The organism is Agrobacterium sp. El2ro-1b (genome assembly GCF_048298475.1).
Classification (GTDB): Bacteria; Pseudomonadota; Alphaproteobacteria; order Rhizobiales; family Rhizobiaceae; genus Agrobacterium; species Agrobacterium fabrum.
This window is the reverse complement of sequence record NZ_CP103459.1, coordinates 915,318-935,596: the sequence shown is the minus strand read 5'-3', so window position 1 is coordinate 935,596 and position 20,279 is coordinate 915,318. Positions and strand designations below refer to the sequence as shown.

The window sequence follows — 20,279 nt, the reverse complement described above, 5'->3', positions numbered from 1 at the left end:
GAGGAAATACGACAATGGCAAGTATTCAGCTTCGTCAGGTCAAAAAGACATATGGTGCCCTCGATGTGATCAAGGGTATCGATCTCGATATCAAGCACGGCGAATTCTGTGTCTTCGTCGGCCCTTCCGGCTGTGGCAAGTCCACCCTGCTGCGGATGATCTCGGGTCTCGAGGAACTGAGCGGCGGCGATATCGTCATCGGCGGCGACGTGGTCAACACGGTGCCGGCCGCGGATCGTGGCCTTGCCATGGTGTTCCAGTCCTATGCCCTTTACCCGCATATGACCGTGCGCGAAAACCTCTCCTTCGGACTTGAGAATATCGGCACCCCCAAAAAGGACATCGCCGAGAAGGTCAGCCAGGTCGCCAAGATGCTGCAGATCGACCAGCTGCTGGAGCGTCGCCCGAAGGACCTGTCGGGTGGTCAGCGCCAGCGCGTCGCCATCGGCCGCGCCGTGGTGCGCGAGCCGCGCGTATTCCTCTTCGACGAGCCGCTTTCCAACCTTGATGCGGAGCTGCGCGTCGATATGCGCGGCGAGATTTCCAGCCTGCACCGGCGGCTCGGCAATACCATGATCTATGTGACGCACGATCAGGTGGAGGCCATGACCATGGCTGACAAGATCGCGGTTCTGCGCGCCGGCAAGCTCGAGCAGTTCGGTGTGCCGCTCGATCTCTATAACCGCCCGGCCAATCTCTTCGTGGCCGGCTTCATCGGCTCGCCGAAGATGAACTTCTTTGCCGGCGAAGTAACGTCGGATGCAACGCCGTCCCTGAAGATCGCCACCGGCGAACTGATCCCCCTGCCGCAGACCGGTTTTGCCTATAAGCCCGGTCAGAAAGTGACGCTCGGCATCCGTCCAAACCATGTGCAGGCGGGTGGCGAAGGTGCACTGACCATGTCGGTGCGCACCGCCGAACAGCTCGGCGGCGAGTCCTATCTTTACGGCACTCTGGGTGATGGCACCCGGGTGACGCTGCATCTTTCCGGCCAGACCTCGACATCGGCGGACGAAGTCATCCGCCTGTCGGCGCCGCTGGAACACATCCATCTTTTCGATACGACGAGCGGGCTGACGCTCCGGCAGGACTGACAGCCTTTGGCGCAACCCGCAACGCAGGACCATTGACATGACCGATAAAAAACTCCGTTCCGACCGCTGGTTCGCCCCCGACGACCTGCGCAGCTTCGGCCACCGTTCGCGCATGATGCAGCTTGGTTATGCGGAGGAGGATTTTGTCGGCAAACCCGTCATCGGTATCCTCAACACCTGGTCGGAGCTGAACACCTGTCATTCGCATTTCCCTGAACGGGTGAAGGATGTGAAGCGCGGCGTGTTGCAGGCGGGTGGTTTCCCGGTCGAAATGCCGTCGCTCTCGGTGGACGAGAGCTTCACCAAGCCGACATCGATGCTTTACCGCAACATGCTGGCCATGGAGACGGAGGAAATGATCCGCTCGCATCCGCTTGACGGCGTGGTGCTGATGGGCGGTTGCGACAAGACGACGCCGGGCCTCGTCATGGGTGCGATCTCAGCAGGTGTGCCGATGATCTATCTGCCCGCCGGCCCGATGCTGAGCGGAAATTATGCCGGCAAGGTTCTGGGCTCGGGTTCGGACGCCTGGAAATATTGGGATGAGCGCCGCGCAGGCAATGTCACGGACGAGGAATGGCGTGGCGTGCAGGGCGGCATCGCCCGCTCTGCCGGCGTCTGCATGACAATGGGCACGGCCTCGACCATGACGGCCATTGCCGACGCACTTGGCATCACCTTGCCGGGCGCCTCCTCCATTCCGGCGGTCGATTCCGAACATCAGCGCATGTCCGCCGCCTGCGGCCGCCGCATCGTTGAGATGGTGTCGGAAGATCTGACACCGGACCATATCCTGACGGCGGCAGCTTTCCGCAACGCGGCCATCGTCGCGATGGCCACCGGCTGCTCCACCAATGCCGTTGTGCATCTCATCGCCATGGCGCGCCGCGCCGGTGTGCCGATGACGCTGGACGAGCTGGACGAACTTGGTCGCGTTACGCCACTCATCGCCAATGTCCGCCCTTCCGGGAAGGACTATCTGATGCAGGACTTCTTTTACGCCGGTGGTCTGCGGGCACTGATGAAGCAGCTGGAAAGCCGTCTCGATTGTTCGGCACTGACCGTGACCGGCCGCAGCATGGGTGAAAATCTCGAAGGTGCGAAAGTCTATAATGACGACGTCATCCGCTCGCTCGACAATCCCGTCTATGCGGAAGGATCGCTTGCGGTGCTGCGTGGCAATCTCTGCCCTAACGGCGCCGTCATCAAGCCAGCGGCCTGCGATCCAAAACTGCATGTGCATCAGGGCCCGGCGCTGGTGTTTGACAGCTACCCCGAGATGAAAGCCGCCATTGACGATGAGAATCTCGATGTAACGCCCGACCATGTGCTAGTGCTGCGTAATGCCGGTCCGCTCGGCGGTCCGGGCTTTCCGGAATGGGGCATGTTGCCTATCCCAAAGGCGCTGATCAAAAAGGGTCATCGCGATATGCTTCGTATTTCCGATGCCCGCATGTCCGGCACGTCCTATGGCGCCTGCGTGCTGCATGTCGCGCCGGAAAGCTTCGTCGGCGGCCCGCTGGCGCTCCTGAAAACCGGCGATATTGTGCGTCTCGACCTGCCGCAGCGTCGCCTCGACATGCTGGTCAGCGAAGAGGAAATCGCTCGTCGCCGGGCGGCCTGGCAGGCGCCGGCACCACGGTATGAACGCGGTTACGGTTATCTCTTTTCCAAGCACGTCACCCAGGCCGATCAGGGTTGCGACTTCGACTTCCTGCAGACGGATTTCGGCCGCACTGCCGGCGAGCCCGATATTTTCTAAGGACGTGACATGTTGAAGCGATTGCTCATCACCGGTGCCGGCGGCAAGCTGGGCAGCATGCTGCGGGCACGGCTTGGCCATGTCGCCGAGACCATCCGCCTTTCCGACGTTGTTGACCTCGGTACGCCGGCAGCTCACGAGGAACTCGTTTCCTGCGCGCTCGAAGACGAGCAGGCGGTGCACGATCTCGTCAAGGGTTGCGACGGCATCGTCCATCTCGGCGGCGTTTCCGTCGAGAGGGCGTTTGACCCGATAGAGGCCGCCAATCTGCGTGGGGTATACAATCTCTATGAGGCGGCACGGCTGAACGGCATGCCGCGCATTCTGTTCGCCTCCAGCAACCACACGATCGGTTATTATCCGCAGGGTCAGCAGCTTGCCCCTGAGACGCCCTTTCTGCCGGATGGTCTTTATGGCGTCTCGAAAATTTTCGGCGAGGCGATGGCGAGCCTCTATCATTCCAAATTCGGTCAGGAGACCGCGATTGTCCGCATCGGCTCCTGCGAAGAAAAACCTTCCAACTGGCGGATGTTGTCCACCTGGCTGAGCTACGGCGACTTCGTTTCGCTGATCGAGGCCGCATTCCGCGTGCCGAAGCTCGGATGCCCGGTCATCTGGGGCGTTTCGGCCAATGACGACAGTTGGTGGGACAATTCCCATGTCGATTTTCTCGGCTGGCAGCGGCGCGACAATGCCGCACGCTACCTGGCGGAAATCGAACGCGATGTGCCGCGCCCCGACCCGGAGGCCGCGATCGCGAAATATCAGGGCGGCATCTTCATAGACGAGCCCATTCACAGAACTTGAAATACATTATTCGGCCATTGCGAGGAGACAGACATGAACAATGAAACGCGCGAAAAACTGTTGACGATTTCCGTCGCCACGCTGGCGACGGCGCTTTACAAGCGCGGCCTGCGCAACCAGGTCATCCAGGGCGTGCGCCCGCTGGGTTACAAGGGCAAGAATATGGTCGGCCCGGCCTTCACCCTGCGTTACATGCCGGCACGCGAGGATCGCAATCAGCTGGTGGAATTCCGCAATCCCGCCCATCCGCAGCGCGTCGCCATCGAAACCTGCCCGCCCGGCCATGTGCTTGTCATGGACAGCCGCAAGGATCCCTCCGCCGCCTCGGCAGGCGATATTCTGGTCACGCGCCTGATGGTTCGCGGTGGAGCGGGCATCGTTTCCGATGGCGGTTTCCGGGATGCGGCCACCATTGCCGAGCTGGATATTCCGGCCTACCACACCCGGCCTTCCAGCCCCACCAACCTCACCAAACACGAGGCGATCGAGATCAACGGCCCGATCGGCTGCGGCGACGCGCCGGTTTTCCCGGGTGACATCATCGTCGGCGATGCGGATTGCGTCATCGTCATTCCCGCCGGCATTGCCGATGAAGTGGCGACGGAAGCGGTGGAAATGACGGCTTACGAAGATTTCGTGGTGGAGCAGGTCAAGGCCGGCCAGACGATCATCGGCCTTTACCCCTGCACCAAGGAAGAGCATCAGGTCGCCTTTGCCGCATGGCGCAAACAGCACGGACGCTGATCGTTCTCAAGGCTATTCGCATTGACGGGCGTCCCTTGCGGTGACGCCCGTTTCCTTTTTTTAGCGTTTCGCGAACAATCCTGTCCGCTGCGTCAGGGAAAGGACCGCTCAGACATCAAGATAAGACAGGATGGCTGAGGCGACGTCGGACTGGTCCTGCGCCGTGGTCGACGTGCCGACCGATCCGCTGGTATTGTCCGTATTATCTTGCGCCGAAGACGTCGCCGCCGCGGGGGTCGAGAGGAAGGAAGCGATCTCCTGCACGGAGCTGTTTGCCGGATTGCTGCTGTTCAACGCCGTCACCTGCGCCGATGTCATGGCGGCGATCTGGCCGGGCGTGAAGGCTGCGGCCTGGGAAGCCGTCAGGCCAGCGAGTGTGCTGGTGCTCAATCCCGGGATCGCGCTTGAACTCAGGCTGATGATCTGTTCGGCTGAAAATGTCGTGAGGTCGTCTGCACCAAGCGCGGCCGCCTGCCTTGCGCTGAGGGCGCTGACCTGGGATGTCGACAACGCGCCGATTTGTGCAGCATTCATTGCCGCCACCTGGCCGTAGCTCAGCGACGCCACCTGGCCTGTCGTTAAAGCGGCTATTGACTCTGACGACAGGGACGCGACGACGCCATTGGACAAGCCCCTGATGGCCGTTGAACTGATTGCAGCAAGTTCGCCGCTGGAGAATGTTCCCATATCCTCCAGTGACAGTCCGGCGAGCCCGGACGAGCTCAATGCGGCGATCTGGCTGGTGGACAGGGCTTCGATCCTGTCCTTACCAAGGGCATCGACCTGCTCGCTGGTCAATCCGGAGACGCCTGCGGTACTCAGGGCGGCAACCTCTGCCGTGGAAAGCGCGGCGATAAAGTTCGTGGACAGCCCCTTTATCGCGCTTGCGCCAATCGCTGCGAGTTCCTCCGGCGAGAAGGTCTCGAGCATGTCGGTAGACAGTCCCTGAAGTGCATCCGAAGTCAACGCCGCAATCTGACGGGTGGACAGGGCTTCGACCTGTTCGACGCTCAGCGCGCCTGCCTGCGCGCTGCCAAAGCCCGCGACAGCCTTGGCGTCGAGAGCGGCGATCTGGCCTTTCGTCAGCGCGGCGATGCCGGTCGCGTTGAGGGCTGCAACCTGTCTGGAGGTGAGGGCGCCAATTTGTGCGCTGGTGAGGCCGTTCAACTGGCCGGTGCCGAGGGCTACAATCTGGCCGGTGGTAAGGCCCGATACGGCCGCGGTGCCGAGGGCCGCGATCTGCGCCGTCGTCAGGGAGGCGATGGTCGACGCCGACAGGCCAGCGACCGCACTGGAGCCGATCGAGGCGATTTCAGCGGTGGTGAAGATATCAAGATCATCGGCACCGAGGGCCGCAATCTGTTTCGAACTCAGGGCCGCGATCTGGACGCTGGTCAGGGCCTCGACCTGACTGGTGCTCAAGGCCGCGATCTGATCCGTGGTGAGGCCCGCCACGCCCGCTGTGCTGAGAGCGGCGATCTGGGCTGATGAAAGCGAGCCGATGCCGGAAACGCTGAGTGCCGTAACCTGTTTGGAGGTGAGGGCGCCGATCTGCGCATTGGTGAGGGCATCGACCTGGCCGGTGCCGAGGGCGGCGATCTGGTCGGTGGTGAGTCCCGATACGGCCGCCGCGCCGAGGGCCGCGATCTGGGCCGTCGTCAGGGATGCGATGGTCGATGCCGGCAGGCCGGAGATTGCACCAGAACCGATCGCGGCCATTTCCGCGGTGGTGAAGATAGCCAGATCGTCGGCGCTGAGAGCCGCAATCTGTTTCGAATTCAGGGCCGCGATCTGGGCACTGGTCAGGGCCTCGACCTGGCTGGTGCTCAAGGCGGCGATCTGATCCGTGGTGAGGCCTGCCACGCCTGCGGCGCCGATGGCGGCTATCTGTGCCGCTGAAAGCGAGGCGATATCGGTCACCTCAAGTGCCGCAACCTGCTTTGAGGTGAAGGCGCTGATCTGGGCATTGGTGAGGACGTTGACCTGTTCGCTTGTCAGGCCTGCGATCTGTCCGGTGCCCAGCCCGCTGATACCGGCCGAACTCAGCGCCGCGATCTGTGCTGTCGTCAGCGATGCCACGGTGTCGCTTGAGAGGCCCGCAACCGCATTCGAACTGAGTGCGGCAATGTCCCCGGTCGAGAAAGTCGCAATGTCGTCGGTGCCGAGAGCGGCGATCTGTTTTGCGCTGAGAGCCGCGATCTGGCCGCTGGTCATCGCCCCGACCTGATCGGTACTCAGGGCGGCGATCTGATCGGTGGTGAGACCTGCCGCACCCGCCGCGCTGAGGGCGGCGATCTGGCCTGTCGACAGTGCCGTGATGTCGCTCACATCAAACGCCGCAACCTGCTTGGAGGTGAGGGCGGCGATCTGGGTATTGGTGAGGACGTTGAGCTGATCACCCGTCAATGCAGCGATCTGCCCCGTGCTCAGCCCGCTGATACCGGCCATGCTCAGCGCGCCGATCTGGGCTGTCGTTAGCGACGCTACGGTGTCCTTCGAGAGGCCGGCGATCGCACTTGAACCGAGCGCGGCCATGTCCCTCGTCGAGAAGGTTGCGATATCGTCCGTGCTCAGGACGGCGAGCTGCGTAGAACTGAGCGCGCCGACCTGAACGGTGGTCAATGCCTCGACCTGAGCACTGGTCAGGGCCACGATCTGCACGGTGCTGAGCGCCGCGATGCTTCTCACATTCAGTGCGGCGATCTGGCCTGTTGCGAGCGACGCAATGGTATCGGCGGAGAGGCCTGCAATCGCATCCGAACTGATCGCGGCAATGTCCTTGGTCGAGAATGTTGCGATGTCATCCGTGCTCAAGGCCGCGATCTGCTTCGAGGTGAGTGCACTGACCTGGTTGGAGGTCAAGGCCTCAACCTGAGCGGTCGTCAAGGCGGCAATCTGCGCGGTGCTCAGCGCATTGACGCTTTGCGTGTTCAGAGCCGCAATCTGAGCAGTCGTCAGGGAGGCTATTGCCTCCGCCGACAATCCCGCGATCGCACTTGAACTAATCGCAGCGATATCCTTGGTGGTGAATTTCGCCAGATCTTCCGTCCCCAGTTCGGCAATATGCATGGAACTGAAATTGAGGATCTGCGCACTCGTCAGGGCTTCAACCTGGGCGGTGCTGAATGTCGCCACTTGCTGCTTGCTCAACCCAGAAATACCCGCAGCGCTCAGGCCGGAAATCTGTGCTGTCGAAAGAGCCGCTACGGCCTCGGTGCCAAGGGCTGCAATTTGTGCCGAGCTCAACATTGCCATCTGCCTGCTCGACAGCCTGGGAATCTGCTCGGTGCTGAGCGCTGCGATCTGGCCGGTTGAAAGTCCGGTCATGCTTGACGTGCTTATGGCCGTGATCTGGGCCACGGAAAGCGATGCGATGTTGCTGGCGCCCATCGCCGTTATCTGTCCCGAGCTGAGAGCCGCGATCTGGGCCGTGGTCAAAGCCGAGACCTGATCGGCGCGCAGGATTGCAATCTGCTCCGGGGTCAGGCCCTTGATGCTTGCCGCACTCAATACGGCGGTCTGGCTGGTGGACAAGGCAGCGACATCGCTACCCAAGGCGGCGACCTGCGTTGAACTCAACGCCTTGATCTGCGTGGCGGACAAAAGGCTGACCTGGCTGCCGCTCAAGGCTTCGACCTGATCGGACGTCAGGCCGGCAATCGCACTGGCGCCGAAGGCGGCGATCTGAGCGGCGGTCAGTGCTGCAATGACATCCGTGCTCAAGCCCGACATGGCCTTGCCGGTAATCGCGGCAAGATCGGCACTCGAGAAGGTCGCGATATCCTCCACGCTCAGGGCAGCGAGTTGCGTTGAACTCAGCGATTTCACCTGTGTCGGGGAGAGGGCCGCGACCTGACTGGTGCTCAGAGCTTCGATCTGGTCGTCTGTCAGGCTGGCGATCGCACCGGTCGTCAGGGCGGCGATCTGAGCGGTGGTCAGCGCTGCGATTGCGCCGGTGCTCAGGCCTGATATTGCCTTGCCGGCAATCGCCGCAATATCGGCGGTCGAAAATGTCGCAATATCATCCGGGCTCAGGGCTGCAATTTGAGCCGAGTTCAGCAGCTTCACCTGTGCCGCGGAGAGGGCCTCGACCTGCCGGGTGCTGAAGGCTTCGATCTGATCGGCTGTCAGGCTAGCGATTACGCCGGTGCTCAGGGCCGCAATGTGAGTGGCCGACAGGGCCTCGACCTGACCGGCGCTCAGGGCCTGGAACTGTGCCGAACTGAGGGCGTTCAGCTGGGCCGTCGTCAGCGCGGCGATCTGATCCAGCGTCAGAGTACCGATCGCCTCCGTGCTCAGGCGGGGCATGGCTGTGCCCGTGATCGCGGCGATATCGGCGGTGGAGAATGTTGCGATGTCCTCCGCGCTCAGGACCGCGAGCTGTGACGCAGTCAGCGACCGCACCTGTAACGGTGACAGGGCTTCGACCTGGCTCGTGCTCAAGGCCGCGACATGGGTCGTTTTGAGTGCGGCAATCTGCGCCGTCGTCAAGGCGGCGATCTGGGCGGTACTCAGGGCCTCGATCTGCTCGGTCGTCAGACCGGCAATCGCGCTTGCATTCAGAGCGGCGACGCGATCCGCCGTCAGTTCCGCGATTGCCTCGATGCTCAGGCCCGTTATGGCCTTGCCGGTAATAGCGGCGATGTCGGCCGCGGAGAAGGTGGCGATATCGTCTGTGCCGAGGGCAGCGAGCTGAAGCGAGCTCAACACTCTCACCTGGGCCGGGGTCAGGGCTTCGGCCTGCTGCGGGCTCAGGATCGCGATCTGTTCGGTCGTCAGGCTTGCGATCGCGCTGATGTTCAGCGCCGCGATCTGATCCGGGGTAAGTCCCGCGATCACCTCCGTGCCGAGGCCCGGCATGGCTTTGGCCGTGATCGCCGCCATGTCAGCGGTCGAGAAGGTTGCGATATCCTCTGCGCTCAGCGCCGCAAGTTGCGCTGCGCTGAGGACGCGCACCTGGGAGGAGGTCAGGGCTTCTGCCTGATCCGTCGTCAGGGCATGAAACTGGGTGGTCGTCAGCGCGGAAACCTGGCTCGCACTCAGACTTTTGATGGCGTATTGGTCGAGAATGTTGAGTTGGTCTAGCGTCAGACCAACAATGGCGCCCTGTGAAATGGCGCTCAGCTGCTGAGAATTGAGGATTTTCACATCCTCCACATCCAATGCCGCGATCTGATCCGATGAGAGCGCCTTGATCTGCGTTGTGGAGAGTGACGCGACGTCCTCGGTTGTCCAGGCTGCGACCGCCTCTGTCGAGAGATATCTGATCTGATTGACATTCAGGGAAGCAATGATCGACGTCATGTCTGGAAAATCCTAAAGCCCAAGCCTCGACAGATGAATTTCCTGCCCCAGCCCTCGGAAGAGCATCGGTTACTCAGGTCCATCATTTTTCAGATGTTGAGTACGCAATCGGGCTTGCCTGAACCTTAAGTTGCGCTTCCGCCGATCGCCCTTTGCAATATTGAGTTCAGTACAGCAGAGGCTCGGACACCGGCGTGCTCGCCGGCCGATAAATCTCAGACGGGTGAATGCAGAAATGCCGGCATGGAACCGCCCTCTGATCGCCTGGCGAGATAGAGGCGGGCAGTGTCGAGCGCTTCGCGGATGGTCGCATCCATGTCGAGATAACGGTAGGTCCCGAGCCGTCCGACAAAGGTGACCGACGCCTCCCGTTCGGCCCGCGCCACATAGTCGGCGAGCTGTTCTTTGTCCTCGACCAGCCGGATCGGATAATAGGGAATGTCCTGCGGGCCGCATTCGCGGGAAAACTCCCGGTAGCAGACGGAGCCGGCATGGTCTTCCCACGGCGAAAAATGCTTGTGTTCGGTGATGCGGGTAAAGGGTACCGACACGTCGCCGTAATTCATCACCGCGCAACCCTGGTAGTCGCCGTCATAGGTGAACCGTTCGAAGTCGAGCGTCCGGTACGCCAGGCGGCCGAATTCGAAATCGAAATAGCCATCGAGCGGACCGGAGTAAAAGACGTGTCCGGTGGCCGGCGCTTCGGCGCGGTCAAAGCGCGTGCCGAGTTTTACCGTAATATTGGGGTGATCGAGGATGCGCTCGATCATGTCAGTATAACCGCTTTCCGGCATGCCCTGATATTTGTGGAAGAAGTAGTTGTCGTCGTAATTGAAGCGCACGGGCAGGCGTTTCAGGATGGAGGCCGGCAGATCCGTCGGCGAGCAGCCCCATTGCTTTTCGGTATATCCCTTGAAGAAAGCCTCATAGAGATCGCGGCCGACGAAACGCAGCGCCTGTTCCTCGAAGGTCTGTGGATCGGTGATCGATTTGTCGGCCTTGTCCTCGATGAAGGTTCGCGCTTCATCGGGCCGGAAATTCTTGCCGAAGAACTGGTTGATCGTGTGCAGATTGACGGGAAGGGAGTAGACCTGCTCGCTGCTCGTTGTTTTGACGCGGTTCTTGTAGGGCATGAAGGTCTGGAAGCTGTTCACGTAGTCCCAGACTTCCCGGTCGTCGGTATGGAAAATATGCGGACCATAAACATGCACCATGACGCCGGTTTCGCCGTCGCGTTCGGTATGGCAATTGCCGGCAATGTGATCGCGGGCATCGATGATGTCGACCAGATGGCCCGCCAGTGCGAGCTCCCGGCCAATGACCGCGCCGGAAAGCCCGGCGCCCACAATGACAATTCTTTCGTCCGCGATCATTGGTAACTCAGTCCTGTTCATCCGTCGCCCCGCAGGCGGTCAAGATTTGCCGGGCGCCGCATGGCGCTTGTCCTGGCCGATGCCGTTTGATCCCGCGCTCAATTACCCGGTTTTTGCCAGAGGCGGCTATCATAGGGGATCGGCGCATAATCGTGCCATTGCCTCAGCTTCTTCAGGTAACGCTCGCGGTAGCTCTGTTCGTCCTCGAACTCGATATTTTCCAGCAGCGCTTCCGCGCCCGCTTCATAATAAATATCGAGATTGCTGAGATCGGGCACCGGGGTCTCGCCGCGCTCGCATTCGCCCTGCATTTGCCAGAAGAGTTCTTCCAGACGCCGTGCGAGGGCAGGGATATCCCGCAGGACGCTTGTCTCGCGCTGCCGGGCGATCGATTCCCTGACCTCGAGAAGGCTTTGGCGGTCTCGTTCGAAACCGATGGCACGGGCGACATAATCTTCCGGTGAAGAGCAGATCATCTCCGGCACGCCCGCTGCGTTGACGATGCTGCCGCAGAAGCGGGCGGCGAAGGTCTTGCCGGACATGGTGAGGACGGGCAGGCCGGAGGTTATCGCATCCGATGCCGTGGAATGTGCGCCATAGGGGAATGTGTCGAGAAACAGATCGGCAAGACCGATGCGGGCAATATGCTGCGGGTTCTGGGCCTTCGGCGCGAAGACGAGCCGGTCGGACGCAACGCCGCTTTTTTCCGCAAGATCTCGCAGGCGTTGATTGACGTCGTCATCACCCGTCAGCAGCCATAGCAGGCTGCCGGGCGTCTCCGACAGGATGGTCATCCATCGTGCGAAGCAGTTTTCGGTGATCTTCTGCATGCCGTTGAAGCTGGCATAAACGAAGGCATCCTCCGGCAGTCCGACGTCGGCACGGCTCGGCCGGGCGGCGATGGGCCGTTTGCGGTCGAGCGGCTGGTCGCAGGCGATGCGCAGCACTTTCTCGGAATAATAGATTTCGTTCTCCGGCGGGATCATGTAGCCGTCAGAGATCAGATATTGATGGAACGGGCTGCCCATCGATCCGGGGTAACCGCAGAAGCTGACGATGACAGGTGCAGGACGATAGGCGAAGATTTTCGCGCGGGCGTCCTTGGTGTAGCCATTCACGTCGATCAATATATCGATCTCGTCGGCGATGATCTGTGATGCGGCAGTGGCATCATCCACACCGTGAATATCCCGCCAGCAATGGACTGCGGCTTTGATACGCTCCTGCGTGCTGTCACTGCCGCGGACATTGCCGCAATAATAGGCGAAGACTTCGAGGCTGTCCTTGTCATGCAGTTCCAGAACTTCGCAAAGGGCGAAGCCGACGGCATGATCGCGAAGATCCGACGAGAGGTAACCGACCCGCAGACGCTGACCGGTGCCGGATTTCTGCTTCGGTGATCTTCGCGGAAAACGGCTGAGGTCCGGACGCGCGCCGATCAGCGTTTTGCTGAGGCGGTAAGCCTTGGCCAGCTGGAACATCGGGTCGTCGGCGTAACAGCTCAGCGTCAGCGACGACATCGCATCGAGCATCTTGCGCGCAGGAATGTGGTTCGAAGGAGCGAGGATCGGCCACTTGCACTGGCGCTGTCGCAACGATGCCCAGTGCTGGCCTGCTTCCGGCAGTTCCGGCCGCAGTTCGAATGCCTGCAGCAAAGCGGTTTCGGCCTCTTCGAGCTTGCCGGCGCCTTCGAGAACCCGGCCCATGTTCTGAAGGGTCATGTGCCGATGGCCGATCGTCTCGGCGTCGACATTTTTCGTCGCCTCGGCATAATGCGACCATTGCTCCACCGCGTGGCCGATCAACCCGGCATCTTCAAGCGCGCGGCCGAGATTGATGTGGCCGGGAGCAAATTCCGGATTGGCCTTCAGACACGCCCGGAACGCCTGTACCGCACCTGCGCGGTCGCCGAGTTGGTTCAGCATGACGGCATAGTTGAAATAGGCGAGATGGATCGTCGGATTATTGTCGTTGAATGCGACCCAGGTCTTGTAAAGCTCCGCCGCAGCGGCCTGCTGGCCGGCGGCATTGAGCGCCTCTGATACGCTCAGCAGATCCATGAGGCTCAACCGTTGGTTCCGCGCGAGATCAAGGGCGCTGGGAGCGGCGGCGTCGTTTGAAGGAGAGACGTGGTTGGCGGTCATGACATCCTGCGGCAAGGCGACAAAGGGTCGAAGATAAAACAGCCTGTTGATGGGCCGTCTTTAGCTATCGCAGATAACTTGCCTGTGGCTGGATGTGTTTAAAGCCGGATTGCTTGCGCGGATCGGCAGCTGGCCCGGGGAGGTGAAATGACCCTCTAGTTAAACGGCAGATTCCGAAGCGCTGGCGCAGTCATGCGAAGCGATGCTTGCTCACATGTTCTGCGGATGGGGGTGTTTCATCCCGCCGTTCTCATGATGATTGAAGGGTTGATCCAACAACATTGCCGATCCCCTCACGCATGGAGTATCGGAAAGAAAGTACGATGTAATAATCGCCAATCGCAAGGGTGTTTATTGCGGTTTATGGTGGATAGAACTGTCGCGTACTTCACTGAAAAGAAAGGCAATTTTGAAGGTCGGCGCGGCGATGAATATTTTCGCTGACAGATACTGATAGCTCTTTTGAAGCATTCTGTAAGGTTATTTCAAATGCACGACGACGCGGCTTTTGGCCGCGTCGTGTGTTGTCTGGGTTCTTAAGTCTTAGACGGTCTTATAGGCTTTGATGACTGCCTCGACCTGGGCATCGTTCATGACCTTCAGCTGCTGGGGCGAAAGTGCTCCAGCCTGCGCGCTGTTGAGACCGCCAATAGCTGCCGTGGAAAGACCGGCAACGGCGTTGGCGCCAATGGCCTTGATGTCGTCTGTCGAGAACAGGGCCAGCTCGGTGCTGTCGAGCGTCGCGACCTGAGCAGAGTTCAGACCTGCGACCTGCTCGGATGTGAGGGCCTTGATCTGGTCTGTCGAGAGCGCTGCGAACTGCGTCGTGGACAATGCTGCGGCCTGTGCCTTGCTGAGCGCGGCGATGTTGCCGGTGCTGAGCTTGGTGGCATCGAGACCGCCGAGAGCCTTGGCGGTGATCGCCTTGACTTCGTCCGCCGTGAAGGTGGCGAGGTTCGCGGAGTTGAAGGCATTGAGCTGCGTCGAAGACATGCCGGCAATCTGGGTCTTCGTCAGTGCCGCTGCGTTGTCGGTGGTAAGCGCCGCCAGAGCCGCAGCAGACAGACCGGAGACGGCACTGGCGCCGATCGCCTTGATCTCGTCGGTGGAGAAGAGAGCCAGTTCGTCGCTGCTCAGCGTTGCAACCTGCGCGGAGGTGAGGCCGGCAACCTGATCGGAGGTGAGAGCCTTGATCTGGTCGGTCGACATGGCAGCGAACTGTGTTGTCGACAGCGCCGAAACCTGTGCCTTGCTGAGTGCGGCGATGTTGCCGGTGCTGAGCTTGGTGACATCCAGGCCGGCCAGCGCCTTGGTGGTGACCGCCTTGATCTCGTCTGCCGTGAAGGTAGCGAGATTTGCGGAGGTGAGGGCGTTGAGCTGCGTGGATGAGAGGCCAGCAATCTGCGTCTTCGTCAATGCGGATGCATTGTCGGTTGTGAGGGCAGCCAGGGCTGCGGCAGACAGACCCGCAACGGCGTTGGCGGCGATCGACTTGATCTCGTCGGTGGTGAAGAGAGCGAGTTCGTCGCTGCTCAGTGTCGCAACCTGGGCAGAGTTGAGGCCCGAAACCTGCTCGGAGGTGAGAGCCTTGATCTGGTCGGTCGACAGGGCTGCAAACTGCGTCGAGGAAAGCGATGTAACCTGCGCTTTGGTCAGCGCGGCGATGTTGCCGGTGCTGAGCTTGGTGACATCGAGACCGCCGAGAGCCTTGGTGGTGATCGCCTTGATCTCGTCTGCCGTGAAGGTGGCAAGGTTTGCGGAGGTCAGGGCATTGATCTGCGTGGACGACATGCCCGCGATCTGCGTCTTCGTCAGTGCGGATGCATTGTCGGTGGTAAGCGCCGCCAGGGCTGCGGCAGACAGGCCGGCAACGGCGTTGGCGCCGATCGCCTTGATCTCGTCGGTGGAGAAGAGAGCCAGTTCGTCGCTGCTGAGCGTCGCAACCTGAGCGGAGCTGAGACCGGCGACCTGATCGGAGGTGAGGGCCTTGATCTGGTCGGTCGACATGGCTGCAAACTGTGTCGTCGACAGCGCCGAAACCTGTGCCTTGCTGAGGGCAGCGACGTTGCCGGTGCTGAGTTTGGTGACATCGAGGCCGGCCAGCGCCTTGGTGCTGATTGCCTTGACTTCATCGGCGGAGAAAGTCGCGATGCTGCCCGATGTCAGGGCATTAAGCTGTGTCGAGGACAGGCCAGCAATCTGCGTCTTCGTCAGTGCGGTGGCATTGCCGGTCGTGAGGGCAGCCAGAGCTGCTGTGGAAAGGCCAGCGACGGCAGTGGCGCTGAAGGCGCTGATCTCATCGGTGGAGAAGAGAGCCAGTTCGTCGCTGCTGAGCGTCGCAACCTGCGCGGAGCTGAGACCGGCGACCTGCTCGGAGGTGAGGGCCTTGATCTGGTCGGTCGACATGGCTGCGAACTGCGTCGAGGACAGCGATGCGGCCTGGGTTTTGGTCAGCGCTGCGATGTTGCCGGTGCTGAGCTTGGTGACATCGAGACCGGCCAGCGCCTTGGTGCTGATGGCCTTGATCTCATCTGCAGAGAAGGTGGCAAGGTTGGCGGAGGTCAGGGCATTCAGCTGTGTCGAAGACAGACCTGCGATCTGCGTCTTCGTCAGTGCAGATGCATTGTCGGTGGTAAGCGCCGCCAGGGCTGCGGCAGACAGGCCGGCAACGGCGTTGGCGCCGATCGCCTTGATCTCGTCTGTGGTGAAGAGAGCCAGTTCGTCGCTGCTGAGTGTCGCAACCTGCGCGGAGCTGAGACCGGCGACCTGCTCGGAGGTGAGGGCCTTGATCTGGTCGGTCGACATGGCTGCAAACTGCGTCGTCGAAAGCGCCGAAACCTGTGCCTTGCTGAGGGCAGCGATGTTGCCCGTGCTGAGTTTGGTGACATCGAGGCCAGCGAGGATCTTGTTGCTGATCGCCTTGACTTCGTCTGACGAGAAGGTTGCCAGGCTGCCAGAGCTCAGCGCATTGAACTGCGTGGAAGACAAGGCGGCGATCTGCGTCTTCGTCAGTGCGGCTGCATTGTCGGTGCTGAGAGCAGCGATGGCTGCTGTTGAAAGACCTGCGATGGCATTGGCGCTGATCGACTTGATCTCGTCGGTGGAAAAGAGGGCCAGTTCGTCGCTGCTGAGCGTCGCAATCTGGGCGGAGCTGAGGCCTGCAATCTGAGACGAATTGAGAGCCTTGATCTGGTCGGTCGACATGGCGTCGATCTGGCTGGCATAAAGTGCCGTGACCTGGGACGAAGACAGGCTGCTGACCTGGGCGGAGCTCAGTTTCGCCATCTGGGTGAGCGTCAGGCCCTTGACCGCCGTTACCGAAATGGCGCGGAGGTCTTCGGAGCTAAAAAGAGCAAGGTTATCCGTGCTCAACGAGGCGATCTGAGACGAAGAGAGAGCCTTGATCTTGGTGCTATCAAGAGCATTCACGTCTTCCGACGTCAGGCTGGCGATCGTCGACGTGGAAAGCTTGGAAATCTGCACAGCAGACAATGAAGAGAGGATCGAAGTCATGAACGTGTCCTTTACCGAATGGCGGATGGTCACGCCTATCTGCTGCCAGACACTGCCCATGATGACAGGGATCCGGCATCCGCAAATAAAGCGAAATTGTGGAGAACATGGCTCATGTGAACCTGCGCTGGAAACGCTTCATGCAATTCGAGCCGGAGATCGGACCCGGATTTTCCACGCTAGCTTGTGCGAATGCCGCTAATAATTTCTTGCCGCTTAAGAAGCTCACGACGTGCGTGTCATATCAGGCGAACATTTAAAGCCGAGTTAATATTTAGAGTGGCGCCATCTATTCTTGATAGATGCATATTTTAGATTCTAGTGAAGTATAAAATAAAGCGGACAAGTGTCGGTTTGGCCATCTTTCACTGCCAGAAGCCAGATGCGTTCGCTACCGTATAAGTAGCATGACTTTAAGATGGCAGGGGTATCGGGTTCTGATTGCCGGTCTCGTCCTAAACTGAATAACGATGCTTGATAGGGGCTAATGAGCTTATGTAACGCTTGCCAGCCGCGGTTGAAAAATCGTTTTTTTCTTCATTCTCTACGCTGGGATTAGAGTTTTTTAAAATCGGAAGCTGTTTTTAGGCCATGACAATGCTTCAGCCGGGCAGATGCGACAAATAGGCTAATTCAGCCACACGCTGATGACGACATTCCGTAAACGGGTGTCGAAAGAGCCTTCCGGCGATTGCAGTCAGTTCACTCTTATAACCGCCGCTCTTCCGTGCGTCGTCATGCTGGAACGTGCCGGCTTTAGTCGAGCGCCACCATATGGGCCGTCAACTGTTCTTCGAAGAATTTCGAGAAGGTGGCGATGCGGGGCGGCAGTGTCTGATAGGGCGGATAATAGAGCGTCAGCCACAGTTCCGGCGGAGCCCAGCCCGGCAGAATATGGACAAGCCGGCCGCTGCGGATATGTTCGGCGATGTGAAATCCCGGCAGCATGGCCACACCTGCGCCATCGGCTGCCATATCGGCCAGAACCTCGCCATTATTGGCGCTGAAGGCGCGACCGGCCGTTATGGTGATGCTCGACCCGCCATCCGAGAGGATCCAGTTTTCCCGCCGGCTTTCACCGCTATAGGCAAGGCAATCGTCAGGGGTGAGGTCGCTTGGATGTTTCATCTGCGTGAACCGGCTGCCCGGTACCGCCACCAGAATTCTCGGCACGGCCCTGATCTTGCGCCAGATGGTGAATTTGTCTGACGGGGCCGAGGAAATGCGGATCGCCAGATCGTAGTCGTCATCGACAATATCGACCAGGCCGTCTGACAGGGAAATCTCGAAACACATTTTCGGATACAATTCCCGGAAACCCGACAGGATCGGCGGCAGTACCGTCTTGCCGAGCCATGTCGGCGCGCTGATCCTCAGCCGCCCCTCATCGGCCTTGTGGGCGTTGCGGACATCGCGCCGGGCATTCTCCAGCGCCTCGACTGCGGGCTGTATCTGCGCGGCGAAGACGGCGCCATCCGTGGTCAAAGATACCTGCCGGGTGGTGCGGACGAATAGTTGCACACCGAGATCACATTCGAGCGCGGCAATGGCTCGCGTGACGCCGGCGGCCGTCATGCTGAGTTCGCGGGCGACCTGCGCGAAATTGCGCTTCTCGGCCGCCATCAGAAAGATTTTCAGAGCTTTGTGATCGTTCATCGCATTATTTCAAAAATCGCAATTCATTCGAGAGAAATATTGCAATTCCGTGATGTGATCAAGCGGGTTACATCTTTGTCCATCGAAACAAACACAGCGACCAAGAAAGGCGCCGATGATGATCAAGGATATCAAGGGCCTGCACCACGTTACCTCGATGGCGTCGGATGCGCGGCAGAACAACAGCTTTTTCACCGATACGCTCGGCCTGCGCCGGGTGAAGAAGACCGTCAACTTCGACGAACCCAGCGTTTATCACCTTTATTATGGTGACGAAACGGGAACGCCCGGCACGGTGATGACCTATTTTCCTTTCGACCACATGATGGCGGGCCGCCCCGGCGTCGGCGAGGTGGGCGAGACGCAGTTCTCCATCCCGAAGGGTGCCATGGGCTTCTGGAAAGACCGGCTGATTGCAAAGGGCGCCGCCGGCATTCAAGCCGACACGGTCTTCGGCGCCAATCGCCTGCGTTTCACCGGTCCCGATGGCGATGCCCTGGCCCTGATCGAAACGGCAAATGATGGACGCGCCGCCTGGCAGGCCGAGGGCATTTCCGAGGAGAACGCCATACGCGGTTTCTCCGGTGCACGCTTCAACCTGAATGACACGACTGCCACCGAAGAACTTCTTCGCTTCATGGGATATGAGCGGGCGGATGCCGAGGGCAATGTGACGCGTTATGTCATTCCCGGCGGCAACGGCGCCGATACGATCGATCTTGCGACCCTGCCGAATACGCCCTTTGCCCGTCAGGGAGCAGGTTCGGTCCACCATATCGCCTTTGCGGTCGAAAACCGCGAAAAGCAGCTGGAAGTGCGCAAGGCCCTGATGGATACTGGTTACCAGGTCACCCCCGTCATCGATCGCGATTATTTCTGGGCGATCTATTTCCGCACCCCGGGCGGGATCCTGTTCGAGATCGCAACCAACGAACCCGGTTTCGACCGCGACGAGGATACGGCTCATCTGGGCGAAGCGCTGAAGCTGCCCAGCCGCTACGAGCCTTTCCGCAACCAGATCGAGGCGAACCTGGTGTCGCTCGCCGCATAGGCGGATCGCTGATCCGTATCGACTGACCATACCATTCCGCCTTCTCAAGACGGCTGCCCCTGATGGGCAGCCGGCCGGCGAAGCCTTGTCCATTTCACCGCCGTAGACCGGCAATCACTACCTGAACGGAGAACCACCATGTCGAAGCTTCAAGTCCTTACTCCCGCAAACAGCCAGCTGATCTTCATCGACCAGCAGCCGCAGATGGCTTTCGGTGTGCAGTCGATCGACCGCCAGACCCTGAAGAACAATGTCGTCGGCCTCGCCAAGGCGGCAAAGATCTTCAACATCCCGACGACCATCACCACGGTCGAAACGGAAAGCTTCTCCGGCAACACCTTCCCGGAGCTGCTCGCGGTCTTCCCGGAAAACGATATTCTCGAACGGACCTCGATGAATTCCTGGGATGACCAGAATGTCCGCGATGCGCTGGCGAAAAACGCCGCCACCGGCCGCAACAAGATCGTCGTCTCCGGTCTGTGGACGGAAGTGTGCAACACCACCTTCGCACTCTCGGCGCTGCATGATGTCGCGGATTACGAGATCTACATGGTGGCGGACGCCTCAGGCGGCACTTCTCTCGACGCGCATAAATATGCCATGGACCGCATGGTGCAGGCGGGTGTCATTCCCGTTACCTGGCAGCAGGTGCTGCTGGAATGGCAGCGCGACTGGGCACGCAAGGAAACCTATGATGCCGTCACCTCGCTGGTGAAGGAACATTCCGGCGCCTACGGCATGGGCATCGATTATGCCGTTACCCATGTCCACGGCGGTGCAGAGCGCGTCAAGCACGGCAAGCGCATCGGCCCGAACCCCGCGAAATAAGCT

11 protein-coding genes are annotated in these 20,279 nt (G+C 60.2%); 6 read left to right on the top strand and 5 right to left on the bottom strand.

Annotation, left to right across the window (positions count from 1 at the left end; genetic code table 11):
• Positions 1 to 14: 14 nt before the first annotated feature.
• The 4 genes from NYR50_RS18500 to NYR50_RS18485 are packed head-to-tail and all read left to right on the top strand — an operon-like array spanning position 15 to position 4,407.
• Complete coding sequence (locus tag NYR50_RS18500) at positions 15 to 1,094, top strand: ABC transporter ATP-binding protein (RefSeq protein ID WP_418137792.1); 1,080 nt, start codon at positions 15 to 17, stop codon at positions 1,092 to 1,094.
• A 37-nt stretch (positions 1,095 to 1,131) separates the two neighbouring features.
• Positions 1,132 to 2,856, top strand: a complete 1,725-nt coding sequence (araD, locus tag NYR50_RS18495; RefSeq protein ID WP_418137791.1) for an L-arabinonate dehydratase — start codon at positions 1,132 to 1,134, stop codon at positions 2,854 to 2,856.
• Positions 2,857 to 2,865: 9 nt separating this feature from the next.
• Positions 2,866 to 3,663, top strand: a complete 798-nt coding sequence (locus NYR50_RS18490; RefSeq protein ID WP_418137790.1) for an NAD-dependent epimerase/dehydratase family protein — start codon at positions 2,866 to 2,868, stop codon at positions 3,661 to 3,663.
• Positions 3,664 to 3,696: 33 nt separating this feature from the next.
• The gene (locus NYR50_RS18485; RefSeq protein ID WP_010973471.1) at positions 3,697 to 4,407 is read left to right on the top strand and encodes a ribonuclease activity regulator RraA; all 711 of its coding nucleotides are present in this window, start codon (positions 3,697 to 3,699) and stop codon (positions 4,405 to 4,407) included.
• A gap of 108 nt (positions 4,408 to 4,515) precedes the next feature.
• On the opposite strand, the gene NYR50_RS18480 is transcribed toward NYR50_RS18485, so the two are convergent.
• The 5 genes from NYR50_RS18480 to NYR50_RS18460 form a co-directional block, all read right to left on the bottom strand.
• Positions 4,516 to 9,711 carry a beta strand repeat-containing protein gene (locus NYR50_RS18480; RefSeq protein WP_418137789.1) on the bottom strand — a complete coding sequence of 1,732 codons (5,196 nt, stop codon included), beginning with the start codon at positions 9,709 to 9,711 and terminating at the stop codon, positions 4,516 to 4,518.
• Positions 9,712 to 9,926: 215 nt separating this feature from the next.
• A complete protein-coding gene (glf, locus tag NYR50_RS18475) occupies positions 9,927 to 11,084 on the bottom strand; it encodes a UDP-galactopyranose mutase (protein ID WP_418137788.1) in 1,158 nt (385 codons plus the stop codon).
• A 98-nt stretch (positions 11,085 to 11,182) separates the two neighbouring features.
• Positions 11,183 to 13,228, bottom strand: a complete 2,046-nt coding sequence (locus NYR50_RS18470) for a glycosyl transferase (protein WP_418137787.1) — start codon at positions 13,226 to 13,228, stop codon at positions 11,183 to 11,185.
• A 543-nt stretch (positions 13,229 to 13,771) separates the two neighbouring features.
• Positions 13,772 to 16,801, bottom strand: a complete 3,030-nt coding sequence (locus tag NYR50_RS18465) for an ice nucleation-like protein (protein WP_418137786.1) — start codon at positions 16,799 to 16,801, stop codon at positions 13,772 to 13,774.
• A gap of 696 nt (positions 16,802 to 17,497) precedes the next feature.
• Positions 17,498 to 18,397 (bottom strand): LysR family transcriptional regulator, encoded by a 900-nt coding sequence (locus NYR50_RS18460; protein ID WP_418137785.1) that lies wholly within the window; start codon positions 18,395 to 18,397, stop codon positions 17,498 to 17,500.
• 118 nt (positions 18,398 to 18,515) lie between these two features.
• Between NYR50_RS18460 and NYR50_RS18455 the strand changes: the two genes are divergently transcribed.
• Together NYR50_RS18455 and NYR50_RS18450 are read left to right on the top strand one after the other, a co-directional pair.
• Complete coding sequence (locus NYR50_RS18455; RefSeq protein ID WP_418138272.1) at positions 18,516 to 19,448, top strand: VOC family protein; 933 nt, start codon at positions 18,516 to 18,518, stop codon at positions 19,446 to 19,448.
• Between the two features lie 138 nt (positions 19,449 to 19,586).
• On the top strand, positions 19,587 to 20,276 hold the full coding sequence (locus NYR50_RS18450; protein ID WP_418137784.1) for a hydrolase: 690 nt from the start codon (positions 19,587 to 19,589) through the stop codon (positions 20,274 to 20,276).
• Positions 20,277 to 20,279 lie beyond the last annotated feature (3 nt).

Bases quoted from the DNA above. Each gene is read 5' to 3' on its own strand.
- NYR50_RS18500 (WP_418137792.1), top strand. From the start codon at position 15: ATGGCAAGTATTCAGCTTCGTCAGGTCAAAAAGACATATGGTGCCCTC.
- NYR50_RS18485 (WP_010973471.1), top strand. From the start codon at position 3,697: ATGAACAATGAAACGCGCGAAAAACTGTTGACGATTTCCGTCGCCACG.
- NYR50_RS18465 (WP_418137786.1), bottom strand. From the start codon at position 16,801: ATGGGCAGTGTCTGGCAGCAGATAGGCGTGACCATCCGCCATTCGGTA.
- NYR50_RS18490 (WP_418137790.1), top strand. From the start codon at position 2,866: ATGTTGAAGCGATTGCTCATCACCGGTGCCGGCGGCAAGCTGGGCAGC.
- NYR50_RS18460 (WP_418137785.1), bottom strand. From the start codon at position 18,397: ATGAACGATCACAAAGCTCTGAAAATCTTTCTGATGGCGGCCGAGAAG.
- araD (WP_418137791.1), top strand. From the start codon at position 1,132: ATGACCGATAAAAAACTCCGTTCCGACCGCTGGTTCGCCCCCGACGAC.
- NYR50_RS18455 (WP_418138272.1), top strand. From the start codon at position 18,516: ATGATCAAGGATATCAAGGGCCTGCACCACGTTACCTCGATGGCGTCG.
- NYR50_RS18450 (WP_418137784.1), top strand. From the start codon at position 19,587: ATGTCGAAGCTTCAAGTCCTTACTCCCGCAAACAGCCAGCTGATCTTC.
- NYR50_RS18470 (WP_418137787.1), bottom strand. From the start codon at position 13,228: ATGACCGCCAACCACGTCTCTCCTTCAAACGACGCCGCCGCTCCCAGC.
- glf (WP_418137788.1), bottom strand. From the start codon at position 11,084: ATGATCGCGGACGAAAGAATTGTCATTGTGGGCGCCGGGCTTTCCGGC.
- NYR50_RS18480 (WP_418137789.1), bottom strand. From the start codon at position 9,711: ATGACGTCGATCATTGCTTCCCTGAATGTCAATCAGATCAGATATCTC.